This window comes from Streptomyces sp. ISL-11, from assembly GCF_018614525.1.
Lineage (GTDB): Bacteria > Actinomycetota > Actinomycetes > Streptomycetales > Streptomycetaceae > Streptomyces.
The window spans coordinates 1-8,963 of sequence record NZ_JAGGOL010000062.1 but is presented as its reverse complement, the minus strand read 5'-3'; the positions used below and the strand labels follow the sequence as shown (position 1 = coordinate 8,963).

The 8,963-nt window shown below is 74.0% G+C and carries 10 protein-coding genes; 8 read left to right on the top strand and 2 right to left on the bottom strand.

The window, feature by feature from the left end; all coding sequences use genetic code 11:
* The 5 genes from J7E86_RS14270 to J7E86_RS14250 all read left to right on the top strand — a co-directional run.
* On the top strand, window positions 1–590 hold a 590-nt coding region (locus tag J7E86_RS14270), incomplete at its 5' end, for an oxidoreductase C-terminal domain-containing protein (RefSeq protein ID WP_215082023.1).
* Window positions 591–691: 101 nt separating this feature from the next.
* Window positions 692–1,057: an Rv2175c family DNA-binding protein gene (locus J7E86_RS14265; protein WP_215082022.1), complete on the top strand. Its 366-nt coding sequence runs from the start codon at window positions 692–694 to the stop codon at window positions 1,055–1,057.
* Window positions 1,058–1,190: 133 nt separating this feature from the next.
* Window positions 1,191–1,844 carry a thiamine phosphate synthase gene (gene thiE, locus J7E86_RS14260; protein ID WP_215082021.1) on the top strand — a complete coding sequence of 218 codons (654 nt, stop codon included), beginning with the start codon at window positions 1,191–1,193 and terminating at the stop codon, window positions 1,842–1,844.
* A gap of 180 nt (window positions 1,845–2,024) precedes the next feature.
* Window positions 2,025–2,942 (top strand): methylenetetrahydrofolate reductase [NAD(P)H], encoded by a 918-nt coding sequence (metF, locus tag J7E86_RS14255; protein ID WP_215082020.1) that lies wholly within the window; start codon window positions 2,025–2,027, stop codon window positions 2,940–2,942.
* A gap of 38 nt (window positions 2,943–2,980) precedes the next feature.
* Complete coding sequence (locus J7E86_RS14250; protein ID WP_215082019.1) at window positions 2,981–3,913, top strand: hypothetical protein; 933 nt, start codon at window positions 2,981–2,983, stop codon at window positions 3,911–3,913.
* A 30-nt stretch (window positions 3,914–3,943) separates the two neighbouring features.
* On the opposite strand, the gene J7E86_RS14245 is transcribed toward J7E86_RS14250, so the two are convergent.
* Together J7E86_RS14245 and J7E86_RS14240 are read right to left on the bottom strand one after the other, a co-directional pair.
* A complete protein-coding gene (locus tag J7E86_RS14245; RefSeq protein WP_215082018.1) occupies window positions 3,944–5,449 on the bottom strand; it encodes an NAD(P)/FAD-dependent oxidoreductase in 1,506 nt (501 codons plus the stop codon).
* A 306-nt stretch (window positions 5,450–5,755) separates the two neighbouring features.
* Window positions 5,756–6,376 carry a TetR/AcrR family transcriptional regulator gene (locus tag J7E86_RS14240; RefSeq protein WP_215082017.1) on the bottom strand — a complete coding sequence of 207 codons (621 nt, stop codon included), beginning with the start codon at window positions 6,374–6,376 and terminating at the stop codon, window positions 5,756–5,758.
* A gap of 171 nt (window positions 6,377–6,547) precedes the next feature.
* Between J7E86_RS14240 and J7E86_RS14235 the strand changes: the two genes are divergently transcribed.
* The 3 genes from J7E86_RS14235 to J7E86_RS14225 all read left to right on the top strand — a co-directional run bounded on the left by J7E86_RS14235 (window position 6,548) and on the right by J7E86_RS14225 (window position 8,798).
* A complete protein-coding gene (locus J7E86_RS14235) occupies window positions 6,548–7,027 on the top strand; it encodes an SAV_6107 family HEPN domain-containing protein (RefSeq protein WP_215082016.1) in 480 nt (159 codons plus the stop codon).
* 362 nt (window positions 7,028–7,389) lie between these two features.
* Window positions 7,390–8,154 (top strand): methyltransferase, encoded by a 765-nt coding sequence (locus tag J7E86_RS14230; protein WP_215082015.1) that lies wholly within the window; start codon window positions 7,390–7,392, stop codon window positions 8,152–8,154.
* 239 nt (window positions 8,155–8,393) lie between these two features.
* A complete protein-coding gene (locus tag J7E86_RS14225) occupies window positions 8,394–8,798 on the top strand; it encodes a DUF3040 domain-containing protein (protein ID WP_215082014.1) in 405 nt (134 codons plus the stop codon).
* The last annotated feature ends 165 nt before the right edge of the window (window positions 8,799–8,963 follow it).

Below are 8,963 nucleotides of genomic sequence, written 5' to 3'. Positions count from 1 at the left end.
CCGTGGAACCGGGCGCGGTCGTGCTGGCCGACGGCACCCGGCTGCCGGCCGGCGCGGTCGTCGTGGGCATCGGCGCGCGGCCCGCCACCGAGTGGCTCGCCGGCTCGGCCGTCGAGCTCGGGGCGGACGGCTCGGTGACCGCCGACGAGCGGCTGCGCACCACCGCGCCGGGCGTCTACGCCGTCGGCGACTGCGCGTCCTTCCCGTCCGCCCGGTACGGCGAGCGGCTGCTCGTCCACCACTGGGACAACGCGCTCCAGGGGCCGCGGACCGTCGCGCAGAACATCGTGCTCGCACCCGCCCCGGGCCCCGCCTACGACCCGGTGCCCTACTTCTGGTCCGAGCAGTTCGGCCGGTTCGTGCAGTACGCGGGCCACCACGACGACGCCGACGAGCTGCTGTGGCGCGGCGACCCCACCGGCGCCGCCTGGACCGTGTGCTGGCTGCGCGACGGTGTCCTCGTCGCGCTGCTGGCCGTCGGCCGGCCCCGGGACCTGGCCCAGGGCCGCAAGCTCATCGAACGCGGCGCGGGCCTGGACCGGACGAAGGCCGCGGACGCGTCGCTGCCGCTGAAATCGGCCGTCGTGTGACGGCCCGCCGGGAGGGGGCGGGAGGACCGTCGGCGACTCGCTGACGCCGGGTCGGGTCAACCCGGCTACCGACTGTCAGTCCCAGATGGCAGGCTTGTCCCGTGACCGAGATTGACGCAAAGATCGATGCTCTCGTCCCCGCCTGGCTCAACCTCCCCGACGTCGCCGAAAACCTCGGCGTCGAGGTGACGCGCGTCCGGCAGCTGGTCAAGGAGGGCCAGCTGATCGCGGTGCGCCGTGGCGAGAACCGAGTGCTCATGGTGCCCGCCGACTTCGTCGGCGACGGCAAGGTGGTCAAGGGCTTGGCCGGCACCTTGACCCTGCTCCGGGACGACGGCTTCAGCGACGAGGAGATGCTGGAGTGGCTGTTCACGGCCGACCCGACCCTGCCGGGCACCCCTGCGCAGGCCCTGCGCGAGAATCGCGGCACGGAGGTGAAGCGCCGCGCCCAGGCGCTGGCCGTCTGAGCCCCGCACAGGAGCGGTAGCCGCGGGAGACCGCGCAGGAGAACGACGCGGCGAACCGCGAGAGAACACCGTCCGGCGTACGGGCAGGGGGCCGCCCCCTGCCCGTACGCCGCCGACCCGGGGGGAGACACCCATGTCCGTCACCGCACGCGAGCGGCTCGCCGACGCCCGGCTGTATCTGTGCACCGACGCCCGCAGGCGCCAGGGCGACCTGCCCGAGTTCCTCGACGCGGTGCTCGCCGCCGGTGTGGACATCGTGCAGCTGCGCGACAAGGGCATGGAGGCGGGGGAGGAGCTGGAGCACCTCGCCGTCCTGGCCGACGCCGCCCGCCGGCACGGCCGGCTCGTCGCGGTCAACGACCGCGCGGACGTCGCGCACGCCATCGGCTCCGACGTCCTCCACCTGGGGCAGGGCGACCTGCCCGTGCCGGCCGCCCGCGCGATCCTCGGCGAGGACGTGCTCATCGGCCGTTCCACCCATGCCGAGGCCGAGGTCGACGCCGCCGTCGCCGAGCCCGGCGTGGACTATTTCTGCACGGGCCCCTGCTGGCCCACCCCGACCAAGCCCGGCCGCCACGCCCCGGGGCTGTCCCTGGTCCGTTACGCCGCCGCGCTGGAGCCCGTACGCCCCTGGTTCGCGATCGGCGGCATCGACGCGGGCAACCTCGACCAGGTGCTCGACGCCGGCGCCCGGCGGGTGGTCGTGGTCCGTGCGATCACCGAGGCCGACGACCCGGGCGACGCCGCGGCGACGCTCGCCAAGCGCGTCCGGGCCTACGAGGCGTAGCCGCCCGGTGGCCGTCCGCTCCCGGAGGCCCCGCGCGAGCGGCGGAACGCCGGGGGACGACCGGGGGAATGTCAACGGAGCATGAACAGACTGTCCGGAAAGTGGACAGGACTCCGGCGAATCGGTCATATCGAAGGAAAGTCTTGGGGGGTCCGGCCGGGCGCTGGTTAACTTGCCGGTATGGCCCTTGGTACAGCCTCCACCAGGACAGACCACGCCCGCACCGTGCGTGACCTGCTCGCTTCCGGCGAGCGCTCGTATTCGTTCGAGTTCGCGGCCCCGAGGTCCGAGAAGGGCGAACGGACCCTGTGGAACGCCATCCGCCGCATCGAGGCGGTCGGCCCCACCTTCGTCTCCGTGACCTACGGCGCCGGAGGTTCCTCCCGTGAGGGCACCGTGCGGGTGACCGAGCGCATGGCGACCGACACCACGCTCACCCCCGTCGCCCACCTGACCGCGGTCAATCACTCGACGGCCGAACTGCGCAACATCATCGGCCAGTACGCCGACGTCGGCATCCGCAACATGCTCGCCCTGCGCGGGGACCCGCCCGGCGACCCCATGGGCGAATGGGTGCGCCACCCCGAAGGCGTCGCCTACGCCGCCGATCTCGTCCGGCTCATCAAGGAATCGGGCGATTTCTGCGTCGGTGTCGCCGCCTTCCCCGAGATGCATCCGCGTTCCACCGACTGGGAAACCGACGTCCGGCATTTCGTGGACAAGTGCCGCGCGGGCGCCGATTTCGCCATTACCCAGATGTTTTTCTACCCCGAGGACTATCTGCGACTGCGCGACCGGGTCGTGGCGGCGGGGTGCGGGACGCCGATCATCCCCGAGATCATGCCGGTCACCAACGTCCGTCAGATCGAACGATTCGCACAGCTCAGCAATGCCGCCTTCCCGCCCGAGCTGGCGGAGCGGATCCTCGCGGTCAAGAACGACCCGGCCGCTGTACGCTCGATCGGGATCGAGTACGCCACGGAACTGTGCGCTCGATTGATGGCCGAGGAGATTCCCGGGTTGCACTTCATTACCCTGAACCACTCCACGGCGACGCTGGAAATCTACGAGAATCTGGGACTGCACCAGCGGTCCTGACGGCTGTCCGTGGAGGCGGCCGCACGAGAGGGGCGTAAATGGGCTGGACGGTCCTCTATATCGCGTTCGGCGTCGTCGCGCTCTGGCTCCTGGGCGAGGTGCTGCTGCAGTACAAGGCGCGACTGCGCTGGCGGCTCCTCGCCTTCGTGGGCTTCCTCGGCGTGGTCGTGGGCGTCGTCATCCCGTCCGTCGTCGTCATCGCGGTGGGCGCCATCGCGTTCGCGGTCGGCCAGACCTATGTGACGCTCTCCTTCCGGCGCGGTTTCTCCACCGGCTGGGCGCTCCGCCGGAAGGAGGGCGCCGGCGCGTCCGCCGACGCGCCCGCGCCGCGCTCCGGGCGGCGCCGCAAGGGCGGGCGGCCGTCCGCGCCGCTCCCCGAACCTCCCCGGCAGAGCGACGACACGGCTGTCTTCGAGCCCCTCCCGGACCCGGCGGACGGCCCGGAGCTGGTGCCCGACGCCCCCCTGCGGCCCGTCGCCGAGCCGCTGCCCGGCGACGCTCCCGTCGACCCCGCCGGGGCCGCCAACTCCGCCGGCCCGTACGGCGACTACGCCGACGCCGGCTACGGCACGGCCGCCACCGACCCGAACGCGGGCGGTTTCACCTCTTACGACACTTATGGCGGCCAGCAGCCCTACCCGGCCGCGACACCCGCCCCCGAGGGGCAATTCGACTACGGCCAGCAGCAGTACGCCGCGTACTCCGACCCGTACATCGGCAGCCGCCCGCAGACCTACGAGCAGTACGACGCCTTCGGTCAGTACCAGCCCTACCCCCAGCAGCCGTACGGCGCCGGCACCTACCCCGCCGACAACACCTACGTGCCGCAGCCGTACGACATGGACACCCCGCCCGGCGGCGTATGGGTCCCGCAGCAGCGCGACGGCGAGAACCCGCCCCCGCCCAACCCCCAGCAGCAGCCCTACCCGCAACAGACGCCGGGCTACGACGAGCAGCAGTACCGCTACTGACCCCGCCGACGGACGGGGCTGACCGGACGCTCACTGCGAGCCGCGCCAGCCGGCCCCGTCCACGATCAGGCCGGCGACCATCGCCCCCGACATCCCGGCGTGCGCCAGTCCGCCGCCGGGGTGGGCGAAACCACCCGCGAGGTACAGACCGGGCACGCCCGTGGCATTCCCCGGGCGCAGGAACGCGCCGCCCGCACCCGCCAGGACGGGCGCGGGCACGCCACCGCCCTCGGCGCCGGTCGCCGCCTCCGTGTCGGCCGGCGTACGGAACTCGCGCCACAGCAGCCGCTCCCGCAGCCCCGGGACCGCGGCCGCCGCGGCGTCGGTCATCCGCTCGGCGAAGGCGGCGGCCGCCGCCCCGTCCCGCCAGTCGGCCCGGCCCTGCGGCGCGACCGTCGCCGTGAGCGTCACGGCCTCGTGCGCGCCGTCCGGGCGCGTGGCCGGGTCGTCGGGGCGCAGCACGGTCACCGTCGGACGGTGGGCCCGCGGGTCACCCTCGCCGAAGACCGCCTCCAACTCCGCCTCGCGGTCGGGGGAGTGCACCACCGTCCGGTGCGCGACGCCCTCGGGCCGGTCCCCGCGCAACGCCAGGAAGACGGTGAACCTGCCGGGCGGCACGGCCGACCCGGGGCCCTCGCCCGCACCCGGCGCGATCGCGGCCAGCCGCCCGGGGGAGACACCGGCGACCACCATGTCGGCCTCGGCCGGCTCGCCGCCGGCCAGCTCCACACCGGCGGTGCGCCCGTCCTTCTCGATCAGGCCCACCACCTCCGCGCCGAAGCGGAACTCCACCCGGCGCGCCACGCACCGCGCGTGCAGCGCGTCGGCGAGGCCCCGCATACCGCCGCGCACGTACCAACTGCCGAAGGTCTGCTCCATGTACGGCAGCACCGTCGCGCTCGCGGGTGTGCGCCGGGGGTCGAGTCCGTACGCCAGGGCGTGGCTCTCCAGCAGCGCGACCAGCCGGGGGTCCTTCAACTCGCGCTTTCCGACGGACGCGAGGGTCGGCGGGGTGCTCCGCCGGAACAGCCCGCGTCCGCGCATCGCCGGATACGGGTCGCGCCCCAGCGCCTCGCGGGCGGCGGGCCCGTCCCGCAACGGCTCCTCCAGCAGCGGTCGCCGGGTCGCGTCCCAGACCTCGCGCGCCCGGTTGACCAGCTCGCTCCAGCGCTCGCCCGCGCCCGCGCCGACCGCCGCGTCCAGGGCCTCGATCACCCCGGCCCGGGAGGCGTTGGGCAGGGACACCGCGGTGCCGTCCGCGAAGAGATGGCCGCTCGCCGGGTCGACCTGGACGAGCTCGACGTTCTTCTCCAGCGACTCCTTGCCGGTCTTGACGAACAGGTCGCGGTAGACCGCGGGCAGGTGCAGCAGCCCCGGCCCCGTGTCGAAGGCGAAGCCGTCCCGTGCCAGCCGTCCGACGCCGCCGCCGTGCGTCGCCGCCCGTTCGTACACCGTCACCCGGTGGCCCGCGACGGCCAGCCGGGCGGCGGCCGCCATCGCGCCCATCCCGGCGCCGATCACCGCAATTCGTGCCATGGGAGCGACTGTATCCGCACGCGCGCGCTGGGGCTGAACGCCCACTCGTGAGTACGCGTACTCAGGGACGGAGATGAGTAGCCGCGCGGATGGGCCGCGCGCCCCGGCAAGGAAGAGTGGTGCCCACGGAAGGGGCACGGGCCCGGCACCGCCGACACGGGGCGGCGGAACGGACCGGCCTCGACCGTGACCGGGGGAGCACGGGGGCTCCGCGGGAACGGGGAGCCCCGGGGGAACACGGGGGAACGCCGTTCCGGTGTCGGCCGAGGGGGATCGGCCGGCGCCGGAACAGCGCCTCCACGAGCGCTACGGCTGGTGCACGCCGCCGCTCACCCGCCCCTGCAACAGCCGCGACAGGGCCGCGTGCACCTCGTCGACGGAGCGCTCCGGCTGGAACGACTGCCAGTCCAGCGCCGCGACCAGGACCATCCCGAACAGCGCGGACGCCGTCAGCGGAACGTCGAGGTCCGCGCTCAGCTCGCCCGCCTCGACGGCCTCCCGCAGGACGGACTCGATCACCGTCATCGCCCGCTGCCGCACCTGCGTCAGCGTCGGCTGCCAGGCCCGGCCGGTCCGCCACAGCTCGGCCACGTACAGCTGGGTCAGCGAGGGGTGGAGGGCGACGAACTCCAGCCCGGCCCGGATCATCGCGTCCAGGGCGTCGACCCGGCCGCCGCCGCGCTCGGCCGTCCTGTCGGCGGCCCCGCGCAGGGAGTCGGTCAGCAGCTCTATGCCGTGCCGCAGCAACTCCTCGAAGAGAACGGTCTTGCTCGCGAAGTTGTAGTAGACCGTGCCCTTGGCGACTCCGGCCCGTTCGGCGATCTCGTCCACGGTGGTGGAGGAGAAGCCCTGTTCGGCGATGAGGGTGACCGCGGCTTCGAAGAGCTTCCGCCGGGTGTTCCGGCGGCGCGTACTGCTGCTGTCCATGGGGTGATTCTCCCTGCCGCCGCGCGCTGGGCGGCGCGGATGCCGAACTCCCTGCCGGGCGGGGGCATTCGCGCAGGTCGGAGCCGATTGTCAGTGGTGTGCCCCACGATGGGTACCAGACGGCGGCTCCGCCCGCGCGCGATGGGCCGCCCCCGACGAAGGAGGTTCGTCATGGCCGGTAGCGTGAGCGACGTCCGTCCGTCCCCCATGGCCCCACGGGCAGGGGAAGTGCCCCCGTCGCGCCGGGCAGCGGTTCCGCCCGCAGCCCTCGATCTGCTCGCTCAGGCCCGCCGGGGCCTGACGGAGGCGGCCACCCTCGAAGCCCCGCACGAGCGGTACGCCACCGCACACCTCGCGGCGCTGCGCACCGCGGCGGCGGTCCTCGCCGTCCACGGCCGTCCCGAGACCACGGAGCGGCGCCGCCGCCGGATCCGCAGCGCGTGGGAGGTACTGCCGGAGGTCGCGCCCGAACTCACCGAATGGAGCGCCCTCTTCGCCTCCGGCGCCCCCCGCCGAGCCCGCGCGGAAGCGGGCATCACCACCGCCGCGAACGCCCGCGAAGCGGATGATCTGCTCCGCGACGCGGCGGTGTTCCACGGCTTGGCCGAACGCATGCTGAGCCGGAGGCCGGGTTTCCGCGAGGCGGGGTGAGAGCCGGGCCTCGGCCCGCCCGGCGTCCGAGGGCCACCCACAGCCCTGGCTGCGGTCACCCATAGCCTGCCCGGCGTTTGAGGGCCCGGGGTCCGGGGAGGAGCCCTGGCCGCGGTCACCCATAGCCCGCCCGGCGTTTGAGGGCCCGGGTCCGGGGCGGAGCCCCGGTTCGGGAAGGGGCGGGTAGGGGAAAAGGAACCCACCCCACCCGCACCAGCCACCGGACCGCGGCAACCCCACCCCACCCCCCGGACCCGCCGTGTCATAAGGAGCCGGACGCAGCCCATTAGGCTGGGGCAGCCCGGACAGCCGGGCCCGGCCGTCCGGCCGTATCGTCGCCACCCGTCGAGGAGCCACCCGCCGTGTCAGACCCGCTGCGCCCCCGGGCGTCCCTCCGTACCGCCGTGGTCTGGGAGGTCCTGCGGGACGCCCTCGACCGCCGGGTCAAGGCCGCCGGGCCGGAGACCGCGGGCGTGCTGGAGGTCCTCGACACCGGTGGCGGCTCCGGCAACTTCGCGGTGCCCGTCGCCCGCCTCGGCCACCGCGTCACCGTCGTCGACCCCAGCCCGAACGCCCTGTTCGCGCTGGAGCGCCGGGCCGCCGAGGCCGGCGTCGCCGACCGGGTGCGCGGCGTCCAGGGCGACGCCCACGGCCTGTTCGACGTCGTCGAGCGCGGCTCCTACGACGCGGTCCTGTGCCACGGCGTGCTGGAGTACGTGGACGACCCCGCCGAGGGCGTCCGCAACGTCATCGAGGCGCTCCGCCCCTCCGGCACGCTCAGCCTGCTCGCCGCGGGCCAGGGCGGCGCCGTCCTCGCCCGCGCCCTCGCCGGTCACTTCAACGAGGCCCGCCAGGTGCTCACCGACCCCGAGGGGCACTGGGGCACCGGCGACCCGGTCCCGCGCCGGTTCACCGCCGACCAGCTCTCCGCGCTGGTCACGGCCGCCGGCCTGGAGGTGGGCGCCGTGCACGGGGTGCGCGTCTTCGCCGATCTGGTGCCCGGAGTGCTGCTCGACGCCGAGCCCGGGGCCATGGACGCGCTGCTGAAGCTGGAAGCCGCCGCGGCCGAGCTGCCGGCCTTCCACTCGGTGGCCACCCAACTGCACGTCTTGGCCGAACGTGGCTGATCGCGCGCTGTAGGTCACAGGCCACCCGATCAGCCGCTTCGCCCCGTATGATCGGGGGACACCGCCCGGCATGGCGTATCGGCGGAGCGGGAATGTACGTCTCGACACCACCGGTCGCCACACGGACATCGGTGGGCGGATTGGCGCAGAGGGGCGGGTTTCACGGGGGCGATTCCCTGCCTATCCTGAAAGGGTTCGCACCCCGGTCGCCCCCCGCGACCGACGAGTAGGAGGACTCCGTGCCGCTCTCGGAGCACGAGCAGCGCATGCTCGAGCAGATGGAGCGAGCGCTGTACGCCGAAGATCCCAAGTTCGCGACAGCGCTCGAGGGCAGCGGCCTGCGCACGTACACCCGGCGACGGGTCTACCAGGCGGTCGCCGGATTTCTGGTGGGCATCGCGCTCCTGATGACCGGAGTCATGATTCCGGGGCAGTACTGGATCAGCGTCGTGGGCTTCCTGATCATGCTGGGCTGCGCGGCTCTGGCCGTCACCGGCTGGCGCAAGGCGCCCAGGGCCGGGGCGCCGCAGGGCGGTGCCGGCCCGGCGGGCGCGATGGGCCGCGGGCAGGTCCGGCAGCGTCGTGGGGTGATGGACCGCATCGAGCAGCGGTGGCAGCGCCGTCGTGACGAGCAGGGCCACTGAGCCCTCTCTTTTCCTCTTCGCCTTCGGTGCGGGGCCGGGACATCATGTCCCGGCCCCGCACCGTTTTCTGACGGGTCTTCAGCCGCGCTGCCGTGCGGCGGGCCGCAACGCGGCCGACGCCCGGCGCCAGGCCGTCGCCGTCCGCCCGGCCCGCAGTCGCTCGGC

Bases quoted from the DNA above. Each gene is read 5' to 3' on its own strand.
- J7E86_RS14250 (WP_215082019.1), top strand. From the start codon at position 2,981: ATGGGCTGGACGGTCCTCTATATCGCGTTCGGCGTCGTCGCGCTCTGG.
- thiE (WP_215082021.1), top strand. From the start codon at position 1,191: ATGTCCGTCACCGCACGCGAGCGGCTCGCCGACGCCCGGCTGTATCTG.
- J7E86_RS14245 (WP_215082018.1), bottom strand. From the start codon at position 5,449: ATGGCACGAATTGCGGTGATCGGCGCCGGGATGGGCGCGATGGCGGCC.
- J7E86_RS14240 (WP_215082017.1), bottom strand. From the start codon at position 6,376: ATGGACAGCAGCAGTACGCGCCGCCGGAACACCCGGCGGAAGCTCTTC.
- J7E86_RS14235 (WP_215082016.1), top strand. From the start codon at position 6,548: ATGGCCGGTAGCGTGAGCGACGTCCGTCCGTCCCCCATGGCCCCACGG.
- metF (WP_215082020.1), top strand. From the start codon at position 2,025: ATGGCCCTTGGTACAGCCTCCACCAGGACAGACCACGCCCGCACCGTG.